This is a genomic window from Robiginitalea rubriflava (assembly GCF_052540725.1).
Map to the genome: position 1 here is coordinate 2,526,455 of NZ_CP199309.1, position 22,155 is coordinate 2,548,609.

The window sequence follows — 22,155 nt, forward strand, 5'->3', positions numbered from 1 at the left end:
AACATCCCGCAAATGCCAGCTACCAAATACATCTTCGTTACGGGGGGAGTAACCTCATCTTTGGGGAAAGGAATCATTGCCGCCTCTCTTGCCAAACTGCTTCAGGCCCGTGGTTTGAAGACCACGATACAAAAACTCGATCCCTATATTAATGTTGATCCAGGAACGCTGAACCCATATGAACATGGGGAATGCTATGTTACGGATGATGGTGCCGAAACGGATCTGGACCTTGGGCATTACGAACGCTTTCTGAACGTTCGCACCTCCCAGGCTAATAATGTGACTACCGGGAGGATCTACCAAAGCGTTATTGAGAAAGAGCGACGGGGCGAATTTTTAGGAAAGACGGTACAGGTGGTACCCCACATTACCAACGAAATTAAAGAGCGTATTCAAATCCTTGGAAATAGCGGAGAATACGACGTGGTCATTACCGAGATAGGCGGAACAGTGGGTGACATCGAGTCGCTGCCCTATATTGAAGCTGTCCGCCAGTTATTATGGGAATTGGGAGATTCCAATGCCATAGTGGTGCACCTGACCCTGGTGCCCTTCCTTTCCGCGGCGGGGGAGCTCAAGACCAAACCCACACAGCATTCTGTTAAGACACTTATGGAGAGTGGGATTAAGGCAGATATCCTGGTCTGCAGAACCGAGCATGAACTCTCGGAGGAAATCAAGCAAAAACTGGCACTGTTCTGCAATGTGAAAAAAGAGGCGGTTATTCAGTCTATAGATGCCAGTACTATTTACGAGGTTCCACTAATGATGCAGGAAGAAGGCCTGGATAAAGTTACACTTGAAAAACTGGCACTATCCGGCACTTCAGAACCGGACCTGAAACAATGGAAGGAATTTCTTCAAAGGCTTAAAAACCCAAAAACGGAAGTCACCATCGGCCTTATCGGGAAATACGTGGAACTGCAGGATTCTTACAAAAGTATTCAGGAGTCCATTATTCATGCCGGCGCATCTAATGAGGTCCATGTAAATGTTGTTTCCATCCACTCGGAGCACATCAGTGAGAACAACCTGGAAAAGAAAATGAAAGACCTGGACGGGGTCCTGGTAGCTCCGGGCTTCGGGGAGCGGGGTATAGAAGGAAAAATTAAGGCTGTAAAGTATGCCCGTGAAAATGGCATTCCCTTTCTGGGGATTTGCCTGGGGATGCAGATGGCGGTCATCGAATACGCCCGGAACGTTCTGGGCATGGAAGACGCCAATTCTACCGAGATGAATGAGAATACCACCCATCCGGTAATTGACCTGATGGAGGCGCAGAAGACCATTGTCAATAAAGGGGGGACCATGCGCCTAGGTGCCTGGGACTGCGAACTCACCGAGGATACCCTAGTATATAAAACTTATAAACAGATCCCGACCATTTCGGAGCGCCACCGGCATCGGTATGAATTTAACAATGACTATAAACAGGCCCTGGAAAAAGCCGGACTTATCGCTTCCGGGATTAACGCGGAAACCGGACTTGTGGAGATTATAGAAATTCCTTCCCACCCATGGTTTATAGGGGTTCAATACCATCCGGAATACAAGAGTACCGTCGCCAATCCGCACCCGTTGTTCGTAGGATTTGTACAGGCAGTGCTGCAACATAAAATGCAAAGAACCAATGCCCATTTGGCATAAACCGTCCAATTGGTCCTATATTTGCAAACCTTTATACATTCAGGCCAGGTAAAACTACCCGGCCGGGGTAAATAAACATTCATGGAAGAAAAGAAACTCGACATAAATTCCATTATTGGATTCATACTCATTTTTGGAATTCTATTATTCTGGTTCTATCAGAATCAGCCTACTCCTGAAGAGCTTGAAGCGCAGAAGCAAGCCAGCGAACAAATCGATCAGGTAGCGGAAGATGAAAAGCCCCAACCCCTGGCAACTCCCGAATCGCAGCCTGTATACCAGAATGATTCCCTCGCTCAACTGGCCTATAGCCAGAAACTGGGCGCCTTTTCATATACGCCGGCCAAAGAAGGGATTACTGTTCTTGAGAACGAGGTGCTATACCTGGAGATCGCAAATAAGGGCGGGCAGGTAGTCCATGCCCGGATGAAGTCCTTTGTAACTTACGATTCTATTCCGGTATATCTGGTAAAAGACGGCAATTCTGCTTTTGGCCTTCAATTTACCACTACAGACAACCGGGTATTGAATACATCCGAGCTATTTTTTGAGCCGGATTTAAGGCAGGATGGAAACAATACCATCCTCAGTATGCGGGCCAAGGCAGGCCCGGAGCAGTACCTGGAATACAGGTATACGCTCAAACCAAAAGAATACCTGCTGGATTTTGACATCCAGACCCGGGGTCTTAACGGGATACTGAACAGCAATCAGCCGGTGGCCCTTAACTGGAAACTTCGCGGGATCCGACATAACAAAAGTGTACAGTACGAAAACCGCTATACCCGTCTGACCTACCGGCACGAAGAGGATAAGATCAGCAAACTTTCAGAAACCAGCGACGATGAGGAAATTGAGGCGGATGTTCGCTGGATGTCTTTCCGGCAACACTTTTTCAGCTCTATCCTGGCGGCCAGTGAGCCCTTTGAACAGGTTAGCCTGCGCTCTCAGAATCTTGTCGAGGAAGAAAGCAAGGAAACCGTTTTTACCAAAGAATTTGAATTGAGTACCGAGTTGGGTGCTGGTTCGGGAGAACTGTCCCGGGCAATGCACTGGTATTTCGGACCTACAGACATTGAGGTATTGCAAGAGTACGAAGACCTGGCCCTTGCAGATTCCATTCCTTATGGATGGGGGATTTTTGGTTGGATCAACCGGTATATTTTTACGCCTTTTTACGGATTCCTGAGCTCCTTTCTGCCCTTTGGGATTGCTATTGTGGTGATGACCATTATTGTTCGGATCCTCATGTCTCCGGTTACTTATAAATCCTACCTGTCTCAGGCCAAGATGAAGGTGCTGAAACCTGAGATTTCAGAAATCAACGAACGGCTGAAAGACAACGCTATGAAGCGGCAGCAGGAAACCATGAAACTTTACAACAAGGCCGGGGTCAGCCCCCTGAGCGGATGTGTCCCTGCCGTGTTGCAGTTGCCTATTTTCTACGCGCTGTTTATGTTTTTCCCGACGAGTTTTGCACTAAGGCAGAAGTCTTTCCTCTGGGCGGAAGACCTCTCTTCCTATGATACCATTGCCCAGTTGCCCTTCAGTATACCGTTTTATGGGGATCACATCAGCCTTTTTCCCATCCTGGCATCAGTCGCCATCTTTTTCTATATGATGATGACTACCGGACAAAACATGCAAACCCAGCCCGGGATGCCCAATATGAAGTTTATCATGTATTTGTCCCCGCTGCTGATGTTGTTCTTCTTCAACAATTACGCAAGTGGGCTGAGTCTTTATTATTTTGTATCCAACCTGATTACCATCGGTATAATGCTCGTCATTAAAAATGTTATCCTGGACCAGGATAAGATTCATGCCCAGATACAGGAGCAAAAACAAAAGCCCAAAAAAGAAAATCGCTTCCAGCGCAAGATGCGAGAGATGATGGAACAGGCAGAACAGCAGAAAAAGGCAGGCAAAAAATAAGCGAGTACCTGTTCTTTGGAATTAATAGAGCCCCGCCTTCGGGGCTTTATTTTTGGAAAATCCTATGGTTTAAGGGAAAAAATTGTACCGTTCATCGAAAATCCAATACCCTTTTAAACCTTCTTTCGTTCTACAGGTCAAAGCATTGTAATAACCAAAAAAAATAATGCCATGAAAATTTCATCCCTGATCGGTATCCTGTTCTTTAGCCTGATGATGGCGCTTCCTGCAGAAGCAGAGGCACAGGTAAGGCGTGCAAGCCGTACAACCGTAGTAAAAGTAAACCGTCCAGCAAAGCGTAAAGTCCGCAGGACCAAGCGTCGTATCCATCGCAGAACCCTCAGGTGCCTTCCTGCCGGAACCAGGGCTGTTGCCTTCAGATCCGTTTCCTATTACCCCGTACGCGGGCAATACTTTATCGCCAGAAAAGGAGTATATGTAAGGACCTTTCCTCCACGGGGGTTCCGTGTCCGGACCCTGGCTGTTACCCCACTAAGGATTGTGGTTCGCGGAAGACCCTACTGGTATGCACAAGGTGTTTTTTACACCAAGACCAATGAGGAGTACGAAGTAACAGAAACCCCTGTGGGTGCTGTGGTTCCCGAACTCCCTGAAGATGCTGAAGAAATTGTGCTGGACGGGGTTACTTCCTACGAATTAAACAATGCCGTTTATAAAGAAGTAGATGACGGTTTTGAAATAACCGAATTGCTTGAAGAAGAAGAATAGCCCAGCCTTAAGCTGATAAAACCCTGAAAGTCTTTTCAGGGTTTTTTGTTTGCCTGTTGCAGCTCAGCGGCATTTCAGTTGAGGAAATGCGGCATGTTTTAACCGGAAGTTGTTAGTAGTACCCTCCCTGTAAAAACAAAAAAACCTCCCAAGATGGGAGGTTTTTGCTTTGCAATAAAACGGTTTTAGTTTGAGGTATCCGGGATCAGTACCTGATCCAGTACGTGGATTACCCCGTTTCCGGCCTGTACATCCACTGCGATGATTCCAATGCCTGTATTGCCTGAACCGTCGGTCACGTCTGCAATGTTTACACCGTTATCGGTAGCAGGAAGCGTAATGATGATATCATCTCCTTCAAGGGTAGTTGCAGGAGTGTTTCCAGGATTATTGAGGTCTCCTGAACGGATATTGGCACCTGCTACCACATGGTGCAGCAGAATGGGCGTCAATTCACTCTCGCCTGGAATGGCAGACAATGCATCAAAAGCACTGTTGACCGGGGCAAAAACGGTAAAGTCGGGATCGATTCCATCTCCGTTTCCGGTTTCTGTCCTGGAAAGGATTCCGGCAAAATCGGTTGCGGGGGTCAACTCGGTTAGTGCCTGAACCAGGGTGGAAAAGTTAGGATCAGCAACAGCGAAAGTCACAACGGTTGGGATATCGATTACCGCGTCTACTGCGTGGATTACCCCATTGGTAGCCACTACATCGGCCACAGCTACATCAGCTATTCCATTGATGCTTACACCGGTATCGGTATTGATGTAGGCGCTCAGGAAGTCTCCGTCTGCATTGGTTCCCAGAGTGTTCACATATGAATTGGTAAGCGTGCTTGAGAAAGCAGCAGCTCCTGCAATCACATGGTTTGACAGGATGTTGTTTATGTCGTTTCCATTGGTGTTATTGAAACTTGCAAAAGCGTCATTTACAGGTGCAAACACGGTGTAGGTTTCTGTATCATCAGATAACAGGTCTATAAAAGTGGTATTTCCTCCTGCAGTAAGGACAGTCACTAATGTGCTAAAGGAATCATTGGCTACAGCGTGGTCTACAATATTTGGCAGGCCGATTACCGCATCTACAATATGTACAACCCCGTTTGATGCATCAATGTCTGCATCTGTTACATTAGAAACACCATTTACCGAAACACCGGAAGCAGTATTTACATACAAGCTAAGGTTAGCACCACCAGGGCCTGCCGTAGAGGCAGAACTGACGTATCCAGTGCTAAGCGATGTTGACAGGGCTTCTCCAACCACAACGTGATTGAGCAATACCTGAGTAAGAACGTCAACAGGTACATCTTCTAAGCCGCTGAAGTTGTTGTCAGCCAAAAAAGTTTCGAATGCAGCGTTGGTAGGGGCAAAGACCGTGTATTCGGTAGATCCATCCAGTGTGGCTACCAGATCAGCACGTTCTAGGGCGGCATACAGGTTACTGAGGTCTGCTGTGGCCGCGGCCAGGTCAGCAATTGTAGGGCCAGCCTGGTTGTTGCCATCTCCGTCATCATCGGAACAGGAAACTGCGGTTAAAAGGAAGAGACCCAAAAAGGCAGATCTCAATAGGAGCAAGTTCTTTTTCATAGGATTGTTTTTAAAGATTTGTATTTTGTTTATCGAAATTAGGAATATAGTTAAACAAAAATAGAGGACTTAATAAAAGTTTAACAGAAAAATTATTTAAGTTGCATGAAATCAAGCGGTTAAAACGAAAAATCCTAGAAGCTTCACTTGACCTGATAGAGAGTCTAACCATTTTTCAGACGAATTACAGGAATTTCGCAGGAGGGGATGCTGCTGCTTCGATGCCGTGAATATTTTGTAATTTTGCAGGGAATTCTTCAGCATGAAAAAAGTAGTGGTAGGCCTTTCCGGAGGTGTGGATAGCAGTGTTGCAGCTCTTTTGCTAAAGCAACAGGGATATGAGGTAATCGGCCTGTTTATGAAAAACTGGCACGACGATTCCGTTACCATATCCAAGGAGTGCCCCTGGCTGGATGACAGCAACGACGCTTTGATCGTAGCGGAAAAACTGGGCATTCCCTTCCAGACGGTAGACCTCAGTAGTGAATACAAAGAACGGATTGTGGATTATATGTTCCGGGAATACGAACAGGGCCGTACGCCCAATCCTGATGTGCTTTGTAACCGGGAAATCAAATTTGACCTCTTCCTGAAAATTGCCATGAACCTGGGCGCAGATTTTGTAGCTACCGGCCATTATTGCCGTAAGGCTACCGGTACCGATTCCGACGGGAATACCCATTACCGCTTACTGGCCGGGAAGGACCCCAATAAAGACCAGTCTTATTTTTTGTGCCAGTTAAACCAGGAGCAGCTCTCCAAAGCCCTCTTTCCAATAGGGGATATGCTAAAATCGGAGGTGCGGGAGGTGGCCGCGGCAAACGACCTGATAACAGCCGGGAAGAAAGACTCCCAGGGTCTTTGCTTTATTGGCAAGGTGCGTTTGCCTGAGTTTCTGCAGCAACAACTGCAACCGAAAAAAGGAGAGATAGTGGAAGTACCTGAATCATACCCGGCTTTCCACCAGCCATTGCCGGTCTTCCAATCCAGGGCTGAAGAACTTTCATATTATTCCGATAAACTGGTCTATTCCCCTGAAGACGGGAAGGTAGTTGGCACCCACCAGGGCGCACATTATTTTACGGTTGGGCAGCGCAAGGGACTTGATGTAGGGGGTACTCCTGAGCCCCTCTTTGTCATTCAGACAGATGTAGCCAATAATATAATTTACACTGGGCAGGGAAAAAGTCATCCCGGTTTATATCGCAAAGCCCTCTTTGTTTCTGAGGATGAATTGCACTGGGTAAGGCCAGACCTGGCACTTGAGCCGGACCAGCAGATGGCAGTAATGGCCCGTATACGTTACCGACAGGAGTTGCAACCAGCTACCTTATATAAAATAGCTCAGGGGCTTTATGTCGATTTTGAAAATAAACAGGCTGCCATTACCGAGGGGCAGTTTGTAGCCTGGTATCAGGAAGATGAACTGATCGGTTCCGGGGTGATTTCCTGATAGGGCCATACCTCTGGCTTTCCAAACAACACTATATGGAGAATGTCATAACAAAACTATTCAATATACAATATCCGATTATCCAGGCGGGAATGGTCTGGGCCAGTGGCTGGCGACTTGCCGCCGCTGTATCCAATGCAGGTGGGCTCGGCCTGATCGGGGCCGGGAGCATGTACCCGGAAGTTCTGCGGGAGCATATCCGAAAATGCCAGGCTGCAACTGACAGGCCGTTTGGTGTGAATGTTCCCATGTTATACCCGGACATTGACAAGCTCATGGAAATTCTGGTTGCGGAAGGGGTGAAAATTGTCTTCACTTCTGCCGGAAACCCAAAAACCTGGACGTCCTTCCTGAAAGAAAAGGGGATAACGGTCGTCCATGTGGTAAGCAGCGTAAAATTTGCTCTTAAAGCCCAGCAGGCCGGGGTAGATGCCGTGGTGGCCGAGGGCTTTGAGGCAGGGGGGCACAATGGCCGGGATGAAACAACCACTTTAACCCTTATCCCTGCAGTGAAAGAGCAACTGCGTATTCCGCTTATTGCGGCCGGGGGAATTGCCACCGGAAGGGCCATGCTGGCAGTTATGATACTTGGGGCCGATGGGGTACAGGTAGGCAGTCGTTTTGTGGCCAGTGAAGAAGCCTCCTCACATCGCGCTTTTAAGGAGAAGGTTGTTGCGGCAGGTGAAGGGGATACAGAATTGACGCTAAAGGAGTTAGCGCCTGTTCGGCTACTGAAGAACAAATTTTATGAGGATATCCGAAAAGCCTATTCCAATTGTGCCGGTCCCGAAGAATTGAAGGAACTCTTGGGACGGGCCCGGGCCAAACGCGGGATGTTTGAAGGCGATCTGGAAGAAGGGGAGCTGGAAATCGGGCAGGTCTCAGCCATCATTCACGACATTCTGCCTGCTGCCACAATTGTAAGGCAGATGATGGAGGAGTTCAGACAGGCCCTTTCGGAAATTTCAACACTCCAGGCTTAGTTGAGCTGCTTATCAAGTTTCAGAATGGTATTTAGTAATACATTGGCTCCATTTGCCATGTCTTCCACTGAGGTAAATTCATCTGGAGAATGACTGATCCCGCCTTTCGAGGGTACGAAAATCATACCTACAGGAGCGATCAGGGCGATATCCTGCGCATCATGGCCGGCCCCGCTGCGCATATACAGATGGCTCAGCCCGAGATTATCGGCTACCGACTCAATGGCTTTCTGAATGGCCTCCGAGGTTAGCGCCGGTTTGCCCGTGGTATCCAGTGCCTTGAATTCAATAGCCACCCCGGATTGTTCTGCTATCCCATCTGCCCTTGCTTTGATTTTTCCAAAAAGCTGCTCAATTACCTCCGTAGATAAATCGCGGATTTCCAGGCTTAAAACCACCTCACCGGGAATCACATTGGGGACTCCCGGAAAAGCTTTAATGCGGCCCACGGTTGCTACTTGTTGCCCGCTCAGGGCCCTGGCTTCTTCATTTACAGCTTCAATAAACCGGGCTGCAGCCAGCAGGGCATCTTTTCTGAGATCCAGGGGTGTAGTTCCGGCGTGATTGGCCATTCCCTTAAAATGCACATCCCACCAGTTCAGGCCTACGATCCCTTCCACGATTCCGATGTCCAGCTTGCGGGTATCCAGTATCCCTCCCTGTTCAATATGCAGTTCCACAAAGGCGGCCAGACTACCCTTTTCGCGCCGGGCCGACGCCAGTTGGGTGGTGTCTCCGCCCAGGCGCTGTATTCCTTCTCCCATAGAATAGCCTGTACTGTTCACAACACTAAGTGCATTTTTACCAAGAGCCCCTACCATGGCCCGGCTCCCCATTACCCCTCCTTCTTCATTGGAAAAAATGATGACTTCCAGCGGATGTGAAGTCCTGATATCTCTGTCATTCAGAGTTCGGATCACCTCAATGGCTGCCATGGAGCCAACGCACCCATCGTAATTCCCTCCAAGCGGGACCATATCTATATGTGATCCAAAGGCAATAGGCTTCAGATTACTCTTTGTGCCATTCCGCCTGCCGATTATGTTTCCTGCTGCATCCACCCGGGTCTGTAGCCCGGCTGAACGCATTATTTCTATTACATATTCTCTGGCTTTCAGATCCCCGTCACTGAAGGCTACCCGATTAGGTTGCCCCAAATCCGTTTTCCCAAAAGTGGAAAGTTGCTTCATGGTAGCTGCTAGGCGGACACTATCTGTTTTAATGGGAGTTTGCTGATACAACTGAAATGAAAAACAACAAATCAATGGCAGGAGTAGGTACAATTTCATTTGTTAAGGTTTAGTTTTTTGTAACCATTGTATTGAATAATTGGAGCCAGGCCTGGATCTGACTGAAAAGGGTAAAGCGCTCCACAACACGACTTTGTGCGCTAAAGGCCCATTTATCCAGTTCTTTGGGATGGTTAATCATATATTCCAGTGTAGTGGCCAGGCCCTGGATATCCTTGGGGTCTTCATTTATTTTTCCAGTTTCTTCATCGGCAACCTGAAATTTTAAGCCGGCGGCCCCGGATACCAGCACAGGTGTTTGTTTCCACATCGCTTCTGTGGCGGTCAGTCCAAAACCTTCCTGTATGGAATTCTGCACCACAATCCGGGAGCATCGCTGAAGAGCATTTACAATAAGGGCATTTTCCTTTGGGTTATCCAACGGTAAAAGGAAAAGGCCAATATCTTTCTGAATATTTGCCGGCAGGGTTTTATAGAAAGCTATCAGTTCCGATAAAACCTCCTCGCCTTCCGGATCATCGGCTACAAACTCAGGATCGGGGCCACCCAAAACCAACCTGCAGAGTTCCAATCTTTTATAGGCAATGGAGTCCGGATCATTCTTTTTGCGGTTTTCTTCTTTCATATGCACAAAGGCCCGCATCAGTTCCTCGAAGCCCTTCAAGCGATCCCACCTGGAGATTTCGGTAATTATGGGCCGGTAAATCAGATCAAAAGGATCTTGTTGGTTAACCCGCCCAAAACTCCCATCCGGCATAACGCGACGAACCTGGTGGGCGTAAGGCTCATATAGCTGCGGCCCGCGTGGCTCCAGGATACCAGCCTGGGCCATGATGCTGACACTCTTGTGCATCTGCAGGGTACGATTTTTATGGCTGAGCGGGTCTATGGAGGGTGGGATCAGGCTGGTCCGATCAGCTATATCAGGCAATACATATTCCTCCAGGCTGAAAACAAAACGGTCGTAACTTTCAAAATACTCCTGCAAATAAGACCAAACGCCTTTGGTAACCGAGTTGCTTTCTTCCAGCCCTATATGGCAGCGCCAAACACAGTAAATATCCCTTTCTTTTTTGAGCATCCGAGCCAGGGGCATCGGCTGTGGATCGTGGATCACCACTATGTCACCGTTAGCAATCAAGGCGAGGGCACGATCCAGGTTTTTTCGGTTTACCCTTTCGTGAATTTCACGGTCGGCCTCTGAAAACCTCCCGTCACCACTACCGTGAATAGCGTTGTGGATTCGCTTGGTATGGTTAAAAAATTCAGTATCTGCCGTTTCTATGACCAGCCACTCTATTTTCAGGCCCATGGCCCGCATTATTCGTAACTGGCTTGGCAGCATTTCTGCTACCCCACCGCCTATTGCGGTAGAATTGACCATCCAGACAGTTCGCCCTTTTAATGCAGCAATGTGCCCGGGGGCAGCCTCCAGAAAATGGTCTACAGTGCTTTTCAGGCTGCTGTAGGCGCGGTAATCTTCAATTTTGGGGCCTTCTTTTATGTCGATTTTCTCCATATCCTTGGTTATTTGACTTAAAAGTTACGAAGATTGAGGGGATTTCATTTTTAATACTGGCTAAGGTGGCCAGGCGGAAATTGTTTAAGTAAATTATATTCAGATGTTTTAATTCCGTAAGCAGGGATTGTACCTTTGGTGGCTCAACAAAAAATTGATTTTGGAACAGGTTTATTTAGCGGCCGATCTGCTGGGGACCATCGCCTTTGCGATTTCCGGGGTACTGGTTGCCATGGACAAGAAGCTGGACCTTTTTGGGGTACTTATTATAGCCAGTGTTACGGCGATAGGCGGAGGTACCCTCCGTGATCTCCTAATCGGCGCAACCCCGGTTACCTGGATGCGGGATCTGCTATATATCTATGTAATTCTCGGAACAGTAGGGGTAGCGGTTATTTTTCAGAGCCGCCTGAAGTACCTCAGGACCTCTCTTTTCCTGTTTGACACCCTTGGGATTGGGCTATATACCCTGGTGGGGATAGAAAAGGGCATGGGAGCCGGTTTACACCCGATCATTTGCATAGCCCTTGGAACGATGACAGCCAGTTTTGGAGGGGTTTTGAGGGACATCCTGTGTAATGAAATCCCTGTTATTTTTCGCAAGGAAATATATGCGACAGCCTGTATACTGGGGGGAGCAGTGTATTTTCTGATGCTCAATTTATATATCCCGGAGGGCTTTTCATACGTTTCCGGGATACTGCTGGTTATTGCCATAAGGCTGCTGGCAGTGCACTACCATATATCCCTCCCGAATATATATCGAAAACAGGAGAACTGATCCGGCTTACCGGAGTACCTCTGCTTTTTTAATGTAGATATTTTTCATGGGCCAGTCCCCGTCATCAACTTCTACCTGGTTGATGGCATCCACTACATCCATTCCTTCAATGACTTTTCCGAAGGCCGTATAATCCCCGTCCAGGTGGTAGGAACCCGGATGGGTCACCACAATAAAGAACTCGTAGGGAGAAGCGAGCATATGCGGGTTGTTGATCTCCGATGAGGGCATGGAAATAGTACCCCTGTCATGCCGGTAGCCCTTGCGGGTATCCGGAGGGAGCAGATACCGCCCTATTTCACTCCTTTTCCGTGCAGTCTCTACGTTATCTGCATTGCCTCCCTGTATTATAAAGTCTTTTACTACCCTGTGAAACATGGTATTGTTGAAATAGCCTTTTCGGGTTAGGTAAATAAAATTAGCTTTGTGGTAAGGAACATTATCGTAAAGCTGAACGGTAAAGTTCCCCATGCTTGTGGTTAACCTGACTTTATTGACTTTCAGGTCTTTTTGGTATTCAAAGAAAAAATCAATTGCGTTATCTTCGGTTAGTACAAAAGTACTGTCAGCCGCAGTTTCTTCTGATGCTGCTTCAGATGCCGCCCCTTCCGGCAGGGTGAGACTGTCTGCCTTTGTATCAGCCTGTTTTGATTCGGATGGATTCGATGGTTTTTCTTTATTTTGCTGCCCGCAACTGAGCAGGCAGCCAAACCATAAAAGTAAAGACGCAATTTGCAAATAAGACTTCATGAATTTTAAGGATTTTGCCAATTCGGTTCCAAAAATAAAGAATCTTCCCCTACCAGGGCAGCAAGCGCATTTTCAGATGGCCCCTGAGATGCGCGTGCGCGAGCTGGAACACCTGCGAAAGATTCCTGAAAACGCCAGGGAAGCCGGGGTAATGGCGCTTTTTTACCCTGGGGCAGACCGTTTAACACATCTTTTATTTATTCTGAGAAAATCCTATCCCGGGGTACATTCCGATCAGATTGGATTTCCGGGAGGGCGGCTGGAGGCATCAGACAGAGACCTCCTGCACACCGCACTCAGGGAAACCGAAGAAGAAGTGGGCGTGCCTGCTGCAATGGTAGAAACTATCCGGTCTCTCAGCCCGCTTTACATCCCGCCCAGCAATTTTGCAGTAAGTCCTTTTATGGGGATTAGCAGGGAAACCCCCAGCTTTGTCCCTCAGGAATCAGAAGTGGCTGCCCTGATTGAGATACCGCTGAAAGACATCCTGGATTCAGGTAACCTCACCACTGAGAGCCTTAACACCTCCTATGCCAAAAACATTGAAGTACCGGCCTTTCTTTTTCGCGAGCATTTGGTTTGGGGGGCCACTGCGATGATGTTAAATGAAATACGGACCCTTTTAAAAGAAATCTTCTAAACCTAATTTCTTATTTTTACCGTCTATGGCAATTTTTAAGAGAAATCCTTTTGGGCATATTCTTTTCCTCAAGAAGTGGCTCATACGCATCCTGGGCCTGATGACCCATCAGCGTTACAAAGGGTTTAATAAACTGGAGATAGAAGGTTCTGAGATTATTAAGAGCCTCCCCGGAACCAATGTGCTTTTTGTAAGCAACCACCAAACGTATTTTGCCGATGTAGTTGCCATGTTTCATGTTTTTAATGCGAGTATAAGTGGCCGAGATGATTCCATAAAGAACGTAGGCTATTTGTGGAATCCGAAATTGAATATCTATTACGTGGCTGCGGCAGAAACAATGAAAAAAAGCCTGCTTACCAAAATCCTGGCCTATGCCGGCTCCATAAGTATTCAACGGACCTGGAGGGCAGACGGGCAGGACGTTAACCGTCAGGTGAAGATGAGTGATATCACCAATATCGGGATCGCCCTGGATGACGGCTGGGTCATCACCTTCCCGCAGGGTACTACTACCCCCTGGAAACCTTTGCGAAAAGGGACCGCACACATTATCAAAAAATATAAACCACAGGTAGTTCCTGTGGTAATAGATGGTTTCAGAAGGTCTTTTGACAAGAAGGGATTGTTTATCAAGAAAAAAGGAATATTGCAGTCTATGGTAATCAAGGAGCCACTACAGATAGACTACGATAATGAAACAATAGAGGAGATCTTAGAAAAACTCGAATTCGCAATAGAACAGCATCCGTCTTTCCTGAAAGTAATTCCCAAAGAAGAATTACTAGCCTATGAGGCCGCCCATAAACAGCGGCAATGGCGCAGAAGTAAAAAGGACTAATTCTCAATCCGTTTCAATTCTTTGTAATTCCTGAATAACTTTCGGGTAAGCAGGCCGTATAAAAGGAAATAAATTCCGGCCATCAGCGCGGTAAAAAGTACTCCTGCAATAGCCATAACGCCCATAACTATCCACTTGAGTTGTTCCGGACTGGTATTGGCATTCTCCGGATTCAGGTTCAGGGTCTCGGTCAGGTTTTCATCAAGGTACATCCCAACAATGAAAACCCCGAAGAAAATCAGGACCATAGAGAGGGCAAAAATCACATAGTGTTTAACGGTACGCCGGGTCCTTAAAATGCCGATCATCAGGTTCCTGGCGTTATCCAGTACGGAAATTTCACGGTACCGCCTGTAGAATTGAACTATGAAATAAATGGCGACTGAATATTGTAAAATGGTAAGTACCAGCAGGGTATTGCTGATTCCCAGTTGTTCCGAAAAGTCATAGTTCATTCCTTCCCGGAAGGAGGGCAGGAGGTAGAGCAGGTGCGGGAGCAAAAACTCAATAATACTTATATAGAATATCCAGCGGACCACTGAGGATGATTTTTTCCAGATCATCTGGTAAATCTCATCATAGCTGAGCTTGGGCAGGTCCTGTTCCCGTTTCTGCCAGTCCTTTTTCAATAATTCCAGTTCATCCATCATACGTCTACGGATTGAGTATCTTTCTTAGCTTGGTTTTGATCCGGTTCATTTTCACCCGGGCATTCACCTCTGAAATACCGAGGGTTTCTGCTATTTCCTGATAGTTTTTATCTTCCAGGTAAAGGAAGACCAGGGCCTTGTCGATATCTCCCAATTCCTTGATGGCACTGTACATCAGTGCGATCTGCCGTTCTTCAGTAGGGTCATAGGGCTCTGAACGGATTTTGTAAATCACCGAATCTACCCCTTGTGTCCTGGGTTGTTTCTTTGATTTACGATACAGTGTAATAGCTGTATTCAGTGCAACCCTATACATCCAGGTACTGAATTTGGCATCTCCGCGAAACTTCGGATACGCTTTCCACAACTGAATGGTAATTTCCTGAAAAAGGTCATTATGAGCTTCACGGTTATCCGTATACAGGCTACATACTTTGTGAACAATATTCTGATTGCTCTCAAGTTCCGATACGAATTGGTGCTCAAGTTCTTTTGTCACTCCCCTGGTTGGTTCTAGCTTATTAGTAGGCTTCTGAAGACATTTGTTACAAACCTTTGGACGAAAAAAGAAACAGACCGGCCCGGAAAGGCCAATCTGCTTAATAATTCCTGTAAGGGCTTAGTTTCTGTAATTAAGGGCAGGTTCCCGGTCTCCCAGCAGCGGGATATATTGAAAATCTGCTCCCCTTCTTTCTTCAAATTCTGCCCGGGCTTCCTTTATGGCATCCGGGTTATTAAAAAGATCAATAGCAGTGGCAGCCAGGGTTTTGGCAGCCACCATCATTCCTTTGGTTCCAATGGAAGTCCCGCCGGCTGCGACAGCCTGCCAGCTGTGGGCAGGGGTGCCGGGTACCCAGGTCGCGATCCGCAAACCTCCCGTGGGAACCGCAAAACTAACGTCCCCTACGTCTGTTGAGCCTCCGGCTCTACCAACTTCCTTAAAGGACTGTACCCCGGAGGCGATATCCTCTCGCAGTTCTTTCTCTCCCAGCGAGCTGGCTATTTTTTTGGCAAAGGCCTTTTCTTCAACATTGTAGCTCACCCCTCCGGTTGCCTGAAGGTTTTTATACATTAATTGCTGCAGGCGCAGGTTGGGGAGCAGTTCGTGGGTGCCCCCGATCATTTCATAGTCCATGGTAGTTCCCGTACCCAGTGCGGCACCTTCTGCGGCTTTAATAATACGGTCAAAGATATCGATAACGACATCCCGCCTTTCATGGCGGGCATAGTAATAAACCTCTGCAAAATCAGGGACCACATTAGGGGCTTTTCCGCCATCTGTAATTACGTAATGGATGCGGGCCCGCTCCGGGATGTGTTCCCGCATCATATTGACCATGGCATTCATGGCTTCCACCCCATCCAGTGCCGAACGTCCCCTCTCCGGGGCAGCGGCTGCATGGGCAGATACCCCGTAAAACCGAAATTTGGCAGACTTGTTGGCAAGGGCCGCCCCGGCGCTTGCATCATTGCGGTCTCCCGGATGCCAGTGCAGGGCTACGTCCAGGTCATCAAAAAGCCCGGCGCGAACCATATAAACTTTTCCGGACCCGCCCTCTTCTGCAGGGCAACCGTAAAAGCGCACTCTTCCTTCGCTTCCGCTGCTTTGCAACCAGTTCTTTGCCGCAATGGCAGCTGCTGCAGATGCTGTACCAAAAAGGTGATGCCCGCAGGCGTGTCCGGCAGCACCCCCGGCAGATTTTTTTTCAGGCACTGCCTGTTGTGATAGTCCCGGAAGGGCATCAAATTCACCCAATATCCCAATTACTGGGCCTCCTTTACCGTATTCTGCAACAAAGGCTGTGGGTATTCCCGCTACTCCTTTTTGTATACGGAAACCTTCTTTTTCCAGGGTTTGCTGCAATAAAGCAGAACTGCGTTCTTCCTGATACCCCATTTCGGCCCATTCCCATATCTGTTGGGCGATTGCACCGTAGGTTTTTGTCTTTTGATCCAGTTCCTGCAGTTGTTCGCTCTGAGCCTGTAAACTTATGGCCAGGATGAGGAAAGAAAGTAGCACGCGGTATTTCATGATTTAGTATTTATGGAAATTTTGTTTTTTGAACATTTAGGGGCCTCAGGAAAATTTTTTCAGTTCCGGCTAAGGCTGGCTGCTAAAGTTAATTAAAATTCAATCACCTTAAAAGACCTGATTTAGGGGGACATCCCCGCAGCTACCCCTTAAATTAAAGTATAGGAAAATGAAGGCATCAACTTCTTGTTTCCCGGGGGTGGTATTGCTGGACCACAGCTGCCAGGTGTTTTCGGTCCAGATGCATATAGACCTCTGTAGTGGTAATGCTCTCATGCCCCAGCATTTGCTGTATGGCGCGGATGTCTGCCCCGTTTTGCAGCAGATGGGTGGCAAAGGAATGCCTGAAAGTGTGAGGGCTGATGTTTTTTTGGATCCCGGCGGTTTCTGCTAATTGCTTTACTACTGTGAAAACCATGGCCCTGCTCAGTTTTCTACCGCGCCGGTTTAAAAAAAGAAAGTCCTCGTGCCCTTTCTGGGCCTGCCATTGCACGCGAATTTCCTTCAAATACAATTGCAGGATTTTTGCGTTCAAATCGCCCAGAGGAACAAAGCGTTGTTTATTACCCTTGCCGGTTACTTTAATAAAGCCCTCCTCAAAAAAAAGGTCGCTCAGCCGCAGGTTAAGGAGTTCGGAAACCCGAAGGCCACAGCCATAAAGCGTCTCCAGCATGGCCCGGTTCCGTTCCCCTTCAGCCCTGGAGCGATCAACAGCACCCAATAGCAGGTCTATTTCCTCCACGGAGAGTGTATCGGGAAGCTTTCGCCCGGTCTTGGGTGATTCAATCAATTCCATGGGGTTGTCCTCCCTGTACCCTTCAAACACCAGATACCCAAAAAACCCCCTCAGTGCAGAAAGGATACGGGCCTGGGAACGGGGGTGTAACTGATTTCCCAATTCGTGAACAAAATCTTCGAGATCCTGCCGGCTAACCCCAAGCGGGTCTATTTGGCTGCTTTCCTTCCCGGCAAAGGCCATCAGTTTCTTTAGGTCCCTTCTGTAATTATCTATAGAATTGGCGGACAAGCCCCGTTCCAGCCGGAGGTAATGCAGGTAGTCATTTAGGGCATCGGTCCATTTCATAGGATAAATATAGGCCAATACAGCTGTCTTTTGTACAGTTTTTAACCATTGATCCTGGGCTATAACCACTGATTTGTGCCTTCTTACCACAGGGAATGGCCCGTTTACAACTTTATTATGGCTGGAAATAGGGATTGGGAGTAGTTTTGGCCTCAACTAAAATTTAATCACATGAAAAAAGTATTATTTATTGCTGCCTTTCTGGTAGCCGGAATTAGCATGCAGGCTCAGGAAGGAGCAAACGCAGGTATTAATCTGGGACTTCCTATTGGAGATGCCGGGGATTTTTCGGGATTCAGTATAGGTGTAGACTTCAATTACTTATGGTCTGCCGCTGAGTCACTTGACGCTGGTGTAGCTGTTGGTTTTACCAATGCCTTTGGGAAAACCATTGATACACAAATCGGATCCATTGAAATCGAAGATGTTCAGTTCCTGCCTTTAGCGGCTGCAGGACGTTTTCACGTAAGTGAAGATTTCAGCCTGGGTGCAGACCTTGGGTATGCTTTGGGAATCAGTGACGGAAATGACGGTGGTTTTTACTACCGCCCAATGGTGGGGTATTCTTTAAGCGAGAAATTAGGCCTTACTTTTTCCTATACCGGAATCAGTCTTGATGGTGGTAGCTGGGATACCCTGAATCTTGGACTGATGCTGTCCCTGTAACAAACACTTACAGAACATAAGAAAAGCGAAGGGTCTTCCCTTCGCTTTTTTTTATCCCCTGCCGATTGTGTAAAAGGGTTTTTATGGGTACAGAAACAGATTGTTTTTGTACGTTTTTTCTTTCCAATGTAATACCTTTAATAAAACCTTTAAATAAACAGATATGAAAAAATTTGGAATTTTTGTGTTTCTCGGATTGTGTGCTTTGGGTAGCGTACTGGCCCAGGATGCAGACGGGGGGCAAACTGTGGAAGGTAAGTGGCTCATTGAAGCCAATACCGGTTTTGGAGACGCTGCAGGTAACGGCGCTAATACCAGCTTCGGATTATCAACCTCTGACGGGACCACCATTTGGGCCCTTGGATTTGAGGGGGGGTACTTCATTAAGGATGACCTTGCGCTAAAGGCTGGCCTGGGGTATACTGACCTGGACGGTTTCAGCTTATTTTCGTATAAGATTGGCGCGAAATATTACGTAAACAGCCAGATCCCTTTCCAGGTAGACATTACCGGGGCCAGTATTCAGGATTCTGATATAAACCCACTCTGGCTCGGTTTACAGGGCGGATATGCTATTTTCCTGAATCAGTATGTAAGCATAGAACCGGGGGCACGTTACAATTTCAGCCTGAACAATGATTTTTCAGAAGACGGGATTTTCGAAATCCGGGTTGGTTTTGTTTTACACCTCTGATCCTACAGGAGAAAATCAGCATTACATTACAGGCGGGTTCCACAGGGACCCGCTTTTATTTTCAGGAACTTTGTACATTTAACCCTTAAATGAAGGGCTGAGACCCTTTTTTGGAACTCCCGGTATATGAAACTGATCATTATAAATGGCCCAAACCTGAACCTTTTAGGGAAACGAGAACCGGAACTTTACGGTTCAGAAACTTTCGAAGACTTCTTTAGTAAGCTGCAGTTCAAATTCAAAGAGGTACAGCTGGAATATTTTCAATCCAATATTGAAGGGGAACTTATTGAGAAAATTCAGGAGGTCGGTTTTGATTACGACGGGATAATCCTGAACGCAGCAGCCTATACGCATACTTCAGTGGGTCTGGGGGATGCCGTAAAGGCCATAGAGACCCCTGTAGTGGAAGTACATATCTCCAACATTGCGGCTCGGGAAGCTTTCCGGCACCAGTCCCACATTTCTGCGGGAGCAGCTGGGGTAATTTTTGGTTTCGGCCTGAAGGGCTATGAGCTGGCTATTCGCAGCTTTCTTATTTAAACCGGTATTTGAAATAGTGGTTGATTAAATAAAAGGTCCCGAAAGGCAGGAGGCCTGCGGCGACCATAATAATCAACTGCTTTATCTTCCATTTTCGCTCCATCCAGACCATTACAGCCAAAGCCAGGTACGCCAGGAATAAAAATCCGTGCGCATAGCCGATGTACAGGTTGGGTTCAGGAATGTCGCCCCAGTGCTTTAGCGGCATACTCAGGGCAAATAACATCAAATAGGATACCCCTTCCAGCAGGGCTACCGATCGAAAGACTTTAAACATAAGGTGTTTATATATCCCGTTTACAGGTGGATTACTTCGTCATAGGCATCTGCCACAGCTTCCATAACCGCCTCACTCATGGTGGGGTGCGGGTGAACCGCCTTCAGGATTTCATGTCCGGTGGTTTCCAGCTTGCGACCCACCACAGCCTCGGCTATCATATCGGTAACGCCGGCCCCTATCATATGGCAGCCCAGCCATTCCCCGTATTTGGCATCAAAGATCACTTTTACAAACCCATCGGGATTTCCTGAAGCTTTCGCCTTCCCACTGGCAGAAAAAGGAAATTTTCCCACCCGGATATCGAAACCTTTTTCCCGTGCTTGTTTTTCGGTAAGCCCCACAGAAGCAATCTCCGGGCTACAGTAGGTACATCCGGGTATATTCCCGTAATCCAGGGCTTCCACATGCATGCCGGCGATCTTTTCAACACAGAGGATCCCTTCTGCGGAAGCCACGTGTGCCAGAGCAGGCCCCGGTGTTACATCTCCGATTGCATAATAGCCGGGGATATTGGTCTGGTAATAATCATTCACAATAATTTTATCCCTGTCGGTTGCAATCCCAACCGCTTCCAGGCCTATATTTTCAATATTGGTTTTGATGCCCACTGCTGAAAGCACGATATCTGCCTCCAGGACTTCTTCTCCTTTGGACGTCTTTACAGTGGCTTTGACGCCTTTTCCGCTGGTATCCACTTTTGTGACTTCAGAAGATGTCATAATTTTTACGCCATTCTTCTTGAAACTGCGCTCGAGTTGTTTGGATATTTCTTCATCTTCCACGGGAACAACATTGGGGAGGAATTCCACTACAGTAACCTCTGTCCCCATGGAGTTATAGAAATAGGCAAACTCTATCCCTATGGCACCGCTACCCACCACAATCATTTTTTCGGGTTGCTTCTCAAGAGTCATGGCCTCCCGGTATCCGATAATTTTCTTTCCGTCCTGTGGCAGGCTGGGGAGTTCCCTGCTACGGGCCCCTGTGGCTATAATTATATGGGACGCACTATAGGTAGTTTCCTTCCCGTCTGAAGTTTTAACACTTACTTTTTTACCGGGCTGCAGCGTTCCAAAACCTTCAATAACCTCAATTTTATTTTTTTTCATCAGGAATTGCACTCCCTTGCTCATTCCCTCGGCAACAGACCGGCTGCGTTTAACAACTGCTCCGAAATCCTTGTCGGCCCCTTCAACCTTTAGTCCATAGTCTCCGGCATGCTGAAGGTATTCAAATACCTGGGCTGATTTCAGAAGGGCTTTGGTTGGGATACACCCCCAGTTCAGGCAAACGCCCCCAAGGCTTTCTTTTTCGATTATAGCTGTTTTCAATCCCAGCTGGGATGCCCTGATAGCCGTTACATAGCCTCCCGGGCCGCTTCCCAGTACAATTACGTCAAAGGTGCTCATAGTGGTTTAATTCTCAAATTTTGAGTGCCAAAGGTACGAAACCATTCCGAATGCTCCCAGTTTGGAAACCGTAGAATAGCACTCAAAAAAAAAGACCGCCCGGGGGCAGTCTTTTTCAAATTCTTTCCAATTATTTTTCGGGAATAAAATCCAGGGCCGCACCGTTTATGCAGTGCCTTTTTCCGGTAGTTTCTGCGGGCCCGTCATCAAAAACATGACCGAGGTGCCCGCCACAGGTGGCGCAGTGTTCTTCAGTACGCGTCATACCATAAGCGGTATCCACACTGTAGGCAACATTTCCTTCAATTTCACGGTCAAAGCTGGGCCAGCCAGTGCCCGATTCAAATTTATGCTCACTTTTAAAAAGGGGGGTAGCGCAGGCTGCACAAACATAAGTGCCCGCTTCTTTATTGTAGAGCAAATCACTGCTGCCCGGGTTTTCGGTGCCTGCTTTCCTGAGGATATAATACTCCATAGCCGTAAGTTCGGCTTTCCATTCCGCATCCGTTTTCTGTACGGCATACTGCTCTTTGGCCTCTTTCGCCGTATTGGCCACCTCATTTTTCTTCTGGGAATTTCCCTGGCAACCAAAAATAAAGGTGCACGCCAGGGCTAACATAATTTTCTTCATAGCATTATTCAAATTTGTCAGTTTTTCTTTTGGACGAAATAGTCCC

22 protein-coding genes are annotated in these 22,155 nt (G+C 47.4%); 11 read left to right on the plus strand and 11 right to left on the minus strand.

The window, feature by feature from the left end; genetic code table 11:
* Positions 1–12 precede the first annotated feature (12 nt).
* The 3 genes from ACT6NU_RS11490 to ACT6NU_RS11500 all read left to right on the plus strand — a co-directional run bounded on the left by ACT6NU_RS11490 (position 13) and on the right by ACT6NU_RS11500 (position 4,314).
* Entirely contained in the window at positions 13–1,650 is a 1,638-nt protein-coding gene (locus tag ACT6NU_RS11490) for a CTP synthase (RefSeq protein ID WP_445381815.1), read from the plus strand.
* Between the two features lie 81 nt (positions 1,651–1,731).
* On the plus strand, positions 1,732–3,585 hold the full coding sequence (yidC, locus tag ACT6NU_RS11495) for a membrane protein insertase YidC (protein ID WP_445381816.1): 1,854 nt from the start codon (positions 1,732–1,734) through the stop codon (positions 3,583–3,585).
* Between the two features lie 171 nt (positions 3,586–3,756).
* Positions 3,757–4,314: a DUF6515 family protein gene (locus tag ACT6NU_RS11500; protein WP_445381817.1), complete on the plus strand. Its 558-nt coding sequence runs from the start codon at positions 3,757–3,759 to the stop codon at positions 4,312–4,314.
* 185 nt (positions 4,315–4,499) lie between these two features.
* On the opposite strand, the gene ACT6NU_RS11505 is transcribed toward ACT6NU_RS11500, so the two are convergent.
* On the minus strand, positions 4,500–5,903 hold the full coding sequence (locus tag ACT6NU_RS11505; protein ID WP_445381818.1) for a fasciclin domain-containing protein: 1,404 nt from the start codon (positions 5,901–5,903) through the stop codon (positions 4,500–4,502).
* 262 nt (positions 5,904–6,165) lie between these two features.
* Here ACT6NU_RS11505 and mnmA point away from each other — a divergent pair, with 262 nt between their 5' ends.
* Positions 6,166–7,356, plus strand: a complete 1,191-nt coding sequence (gene mnmA / locus ACT6NU_RS11510; RefSeq protein ID WP_445381819.1) for a tRNA 2-thiouridine(34) synthase MnmA — start codon at positions 6,166–6,168, stop codon at positions 7,354–7,356.
* Positions 7,356–8,339 (plus strand): NAD(P)H-dependent flavin oxidoreductase, encoded by a 984-nt coding sequence (locus ACT6NU_RS11515; RefSeq protein WP_445383858.1) that lies wholly within the window; start codon positions 7,356–7,358, stop codon positions 8,337–8,339. The genes mnmA and ACT6NU_RS11515 overlap by 1 nt, the downstream gene beginning before the upstream one ends.
* Here the strand turns inward: ACT6NU_RS11515 and ACT6NU_RS11520 are convergent.
* Both ACT6NU_RS11520 and ACT6NU_RS11525 read right to left on the minus strand, forming a co-directional pair.
* Positions 8,336–9,628: a Zn-dependent hydrolase gene (locus ACT6NU_RS11520; protein ID WP_445381820.1), complete on the minus strand. Its 1,293-nt coding sequence runs from the start codon at positions 9,626–9,628 to the stop codon at positions 8,336–8,338. The two genes, ACT6NU_RS11515 and ACT6NU_RS11520, sit on opposite strands and share 4 nt — an antisense overlap.
* A 10-nt stretch (positions 9,629–9,638) precedes the next feature.
* Positions 9,639–11,108, minus strand: a complete 1,470-nt coding sequence (locus ACT6NU_RS11525) for a glycosyltransferase (RefSeq protein ID WP_445381821.1) — start codon at positions 11,106–11,108, stop codon at positions 9,639–9,641.
* Between the two features lie 160 nt (positions 11,109–11,268).
* Here ACT6NU_RS11525 and ACT6NU_RS11530 point away from each other — a divergent pair, with 160 nt between their 5' ends.
* Positions 11,269–11,889 carry a trimeric intracellular cation channel family protein gene (locus tag ACT6NU_RS11530; RefSeq protein WP_445381822.1) on the plus strand — a complete coding sequence of 207 codons (621 nt, stop codon included), beginning with the start codon at positions 11,269–11,271 and terminating at the stop codon, positions 11,887–11,889.
* A 6-nt stretch (positions 11,890–11,895) separates the two neighbouring features.
* Here the strand turns inward: ACT6NU_RS11530 and ACT6NU_RS11535 are convergent, their stop codons facing one another.
* Positions 11,896–12,639 (minus strand): peptidylprolyl isomerase, encoded by a 744-nt coding sequence (locus tag ACT6NU_RS11535; RefSeq protein WP_445381823.1) that lies wholly within the window; start codon positions 12,637–12,639, stop codon positions 11,896–11,898.
* On the opposite strand from ACT6NU_RS11535, the gene ACT6NU_RS11540 reads away from it, so the two are divergent.
* The gene (locus tag ACT6NU_RS11540; RefSeq protein WP_445381824.1) at positions 12,638–13,279 is read left to right on the plus strand and encodes an NUDIX hydrolase; all 642 of its coding nucleotides are present in this window, start codon (positions 12,638–12,640) and stop codon (positions 13,277–13,279) included. The genes ACT6NU_RS11535 and ACT6NU_RS11540 overlap by 2 nt on opposite strands.
* A 25-nt stretch (positions 13,280–13,304) precedes the next feature.
* Positions 13,305–14,120, plus strand: coding sequence for a lysophospholipid acyltransferase family protein (locus ACT6NU_RS11545; protein WP_445381825.1), 816 nt, complete (start codon positions 13,305–13,307; stop codon positions 14,118–14,120).
* Here the strand turns inward: ACT6NU_RS11545 and ACT6NU_RS11550 are convergent.
* The 4 genes from ACT6NU_RS11550 to xerD all read right to left on the minus strand — a co-directional run bounded on the left by ACT6NU_RS11550 (position 14,117) and on the right by xerD (position 17,886).
* The gene (locus tag ACT6NU_RS11550; protein WP_445381826.1) at positions 14,117–14,770 is read right to left on the minus strand and encodes a hypothetical protein; all 654 of its coding nucleotides are present in this window, start codon (positions 14,768–14,770) and stop codon (positions 14,117–14,119) included. The two genes, ACT6NU_RS11545 and ACT6NU_RS11550, sit on opposite strands and share 4 nt — an antisense overlap.
* 4 nt (positions 14,771–14,774) lie before the next feature.
* Positions 14,775–15,269, minus strand: coding sequence for an RNA polymerase sigma factor (locus tag ACT6NU_RS11555; protein WP_445381827.1), 495 nt, complete (start codon positions 15,267–15,269; stop codon positions 14,775–14,777).
* A 120-nt stretch (positions 15,270–15,389) separates the two neighbouring features.
* Positions 15,390–16,802, minus strand: coding sequence for an amidohydrolase (locus ACT6NU_RS11560; protein WP_445381828.1), 1,413 nt, complete (start codon positions 16,800–16,802; stop codon positions 15,390–15,392).
* 178 nt (positions 16,803–16,980) lie between these two features.
* On the minus strand, positions 16,981–17,886 hold the full coding sequence (gene xerD, locus ACT6NU_RS11565) for a site-specific tyrosine recombinase XerD (protein WP_445381829.1): 906 nt from the start codon (positions 17,884–17,886) through the stop codon (positions 16,981–16,983).
* A gap of 171 nt (positions 17,887–18,057) precedes the next feature.
* Here xerD and ACT6NU_RS11570 point away from each other — a divergent pair, with 171 nt between their 5' ends.
* From ACT6NU_RS11570 to aroQ, 3 genes are all read left to right on the plus strand, one after another.
* Complete coding sequence (locus tag ACT6NU_RS11570) at positions 18,058–18,552, plus strand: outer membrane beta-barrel protein (protein ID WP_445381830.1); 495 nt, start codon at positions 18,058–18,060, stop codon at positions 18,550–18,552.
* Positions 18,553–18,715: 163 nt separating this feature from the next.
* Entirely contained in the window at positions 18,716–19,246 is a 531-nt protein-coding gene (locus ACT6NU_RS11575) for a hypothetical protein (protein WP_445381831.1), read from the plus strand.
* A 126-nt stretch (positions 19,247–19,372) separates the two neighbouring features.
* Entirely contained in the window at positions 19,373–19,789 is a 417-nt protein-coding gene (gene aroQ, locus ACT6NU_RS11580) for a type II 3-dehydroquinate dehydratase (protein ID WP_445381832.1), read from the plus strand.
* On the opposite strand, the gene ACT6NU_RS11585 is transcribed toward aroQ, so the two are convergent.
* The 3 genes from ACT6NU_RS11585 to msrB all read right to left on the minus strand — a co-directional run bounded on the left by ACT6NU_RS11585 (position 19,782) and on the right by msrB (position 22,109).
* Complete coding sequence (locus ACT6NU_RS11585) at positions 19,782–20,066, minus strand: DUF3817 domain-containing protein (RefSeq protein WP_445381833.1); 285 nt, start codon at positions 20,064–20,066, stop codon at positions 19,782–19,784. The two genes, aroQ and ACT6NU_RS11585, sit on opposite strands and share 8 nt — an antisense overlap.
* 20 nt (positions 20,067–20,086) lie before the next feature.
* The gene (gene lpdA, locus ACT6NU_RS11590; protein ID WP_445381834.1) at positions 20,087–21,478 is read right to left on the minus strand and encodes a dihydrolipoyl dehydrogenase; all 1,392 of its coding nucleotides are present in this window, start codon (positions 21,476–21,478) and stop codon (positions 20,087–20,089) included.
* A 130-nt stretch (positions 21,479–21,608) separates the two neighbouring features.
* Complete coding sequence (gene msrB / locus ACT6NU_RS11595; protein ID WP_445381835.1) at positions 21,609–22,109, minus strand: peptide-methionine (R)-S-oxide reductase MsrB; 501 nt, start codon at positions 22,107–22,109, stop codon at positions 21,609–21,611.
* Positions 22,110–22,155: the final 46 nt, after the last annotated feature.

Coding starts and splice junctions, on each gene's coding strand:
- ACT6NU_RS11490 (WP_445381815.1), top strand. CDS start 13: ATGCCAGCTACCAAATACATCTTCGTTACGGGGGGAGTAACCTCATCT.
- yidC (WP_445381816.1), top strand. CDS start 1,732: ATGGAAGAAAAGAAACTCGACATAAATTCCATTATTGGATTCATACTC.
- ACT6NU_RS11500 (WP_445381817.1), top strand. CDS start 3,757: ATGAAAATTTCATCCCTGATCGGTATCCTGTTCTTTAGCCTGATGATG.
- ACT6NU_RS11505 (WP_445381818.1), bottom strand. CDS start 5,903: ATGAAAAAGAACTTGCTCCTATTGAGATCTGCCTTTTTGGGTCTCTTC.
- mnmA (WP_445381819.1), top strand. CDS start 6,166: ATGAAAAAAGTAGTGGTAGGCCTTTCCGGAGGTGTGGATAGCAGTGTT.
- ACT6NU_RS11520 (WP_445381820.1), bottom strand. CDS start 9,628: ATGAAATTGTACCTACTCCTGCCATTGATTTGTTGTTTTTCATTTCAG.
- ACT6NU_RS11525 (WP_445381821.1), bottom strand. CDS start 11,108: ATGGAGAAAATCGACATAAAAGAAGGCCCCAAAATTGAAGATTACCGC.
- ACT6NU_RS11540 (WP_445381824.1), top strand. CDS start 12,638: ATGAATTTTAAGGATTTTGCCAATTCGGTTCCAAAAATAAAGAATCTT.
- ACT6NU_RS11535 (WP_445381823.1), bottom strand. CDS start 12,639: ATGAAGTCTTATTTGCAAATTGCGTCTTTACTTTTATGGTTTGGCTGC.
- ACT6NU_RS11545 (WP_445381825.1), top strand. CDS start 13,305: ATGGCAATTTTTAAGAGAAATCCTTTTGGGCATATTCTTTTCCTCAAG.
- ACT6NU_RS11550 (WP_445381826.1), bottom strand. CDS start 14,770: ATGATGGATGAACTGGAATTATTGAAAAAGGACTGGCAGAAACGGGAA.
- ACT6NU_RS11560 (WP_445381828.1), bottom strand. CDS start 16,802: ATGAAATACCGCGTGCTACTTTCTTTCCTCATCCTGGCCATAAGTTTA.
- xerD (WP_445381829.1), bottom strand. CDS start 17,886: ATGAAATGGACCGATGCCCTAAATGACTACCTGCATTACCTCCGGCTG.
- ACT6NU_RS11570 (WP_445381830.1), top strand. CDS start 18,058: ATGAAAAAAGTATTATTTATTGCTGCCTTTCTGGTAGCCGGAATTAGC.
- ACT6NU_RS11575 (WP_445381831.1), top strand. CDS start 18,716: ATGAAAAAATTTGGAATTTTTGTGTTTCTCGGATTGTGTGCTTTGGGT.
- aroQ (WP_445381832.1), top strand. CDS start 19,373: ATGAAACTGATCATTATAAATGGCCCAAACCTGAACCTTTTAGGGAAA.
- ACT6NU_RS11585 (WP_445381833.1), bottom strand. CDS start 20,066: ATGTTTAAAGTCTTTCGATCGGTAGCCCTGCTGGAAGGGGTATCCTAT.
- lpdA (WP_445381834.1), bottom strand. CDS start 21,478: ATGAGCACCTTTGACGTAATTGTACTGGGAAGCGGCCCGGGAGGCTAT.
- msrB (WP_445381835.1), bottom strand. CDS start 22,109: ATGAAGAAAATTATGTTAGCCCTGGCGTGCACCTTTATTTTTGGTTGC.